Here is a 973-nt window from a genome sequence, read left to right as displayed (position 1 = left end):
CGACGTTCCCGTAGAGATCGACGCTCGCGGCGGGGATGGGACCGTTCCAACCAGACAGGGCCCAGGACACCGGGCCGAGCAGGACGGCAGCAACGAAGGCAGCGGCGAGCAGGACATGCTTCATTGTTGTCCCACCGTGGAAGTCACAAGAAAGGGAAAAAACCCCCGACGCTGAGCGGTATAGGTCCGGTTTGGTGATGGTTTTGTGGCAGCGCCGGCCGCCTTGGCTCTTAGCCAACTTCCGCGAGTACGTTGCGCGTCTTCGTTCCATCCCATCTGCGCAATGCTGCGCTGCAGCATTATGGCTGGCGCAGACGGTCGATTGGCGCCAGTTTCATTCCACGCACGGGCCGAACAAGTGGCCCAGCTGAGGTCAGGAGAGGACGGTGACGGTCACCGCTGCCCATCTGCCGGCCTCTGCAGGTCATCCGATCCTGCCGATGCCGGCCATATCGGAGACAAAGCATGGACCTGCTCAGTATCACGAACCGCATCAAGTTCGCCCTCGCGTGGCGTCGCGTGTACCTCAGGGTGCAGGCCGAGCTCAGCTGCTATACCGAGCGCGAGATGAAGGCCGATCTCGGGCTGAACCGCTCGGACATCCCCAAGATCGCTGCCAAGGCTGCCGACCAGCATACGGACAAGCTTGTCCGCCAGCAGGTCGATCCATGTTGGGGGTGGCAGGACTTTCGCCGCTTGGCGCACAGCTGACGTTCGGCGTAGCCGACGGCCCAAAGTGGAGCCCGAGCCACGGGCCCTCCCGAAATCGAGCCTATTCGGCCCCGGCGTTACTGAGGAAAAAATGGACGTTCCTGTCTCTGATAGGGACAGCCATGATGCTGTCCTTCCGAAAGCCCCGGCCGTTGCCAAGCAGCGCATCAACCTGGCGCTGCAGGGCGGCGGCGCGCACGGTGCCTTCACTTGGGGCGTGCTCGACCGGCTACTCGAAGAGTCCGCGCTCGAGATAGTCGGC

At 63.1% G+C, this 973-nt stretch carries 1 protein-coding gene; it reads left to right on the top strand.

Annotated elements, in window-relative coordinates; genetic code table 11:
* Positions 1–465: 465 nt before the first annotated feature.
* Positions 466–711, top strand: a complete 246-nt coding sequence (locus EQG76_RS31850; RefSeq protein WP_200841134.1) for a hypothetical protein — start codon at positions 466–468, stop codon at positions 709–711.
* Positions 712–973: the final 262 nt, after the last annotated feature.

Source organism: Geminicoccus flavidas, assembly GCF_009806515.1.
In the GTDB taxonomy this organism is placed as follows: domain Bacteria; phylum Pseudomonadota; class Alphaproteobacteria; order Geminicoccales; family Geminicoccaceae; genus Geminicoccus; species Geminicoccus flavidus.
This window is presented reverse-complemented; position numbering and strand designations above follow the sequence as displayed.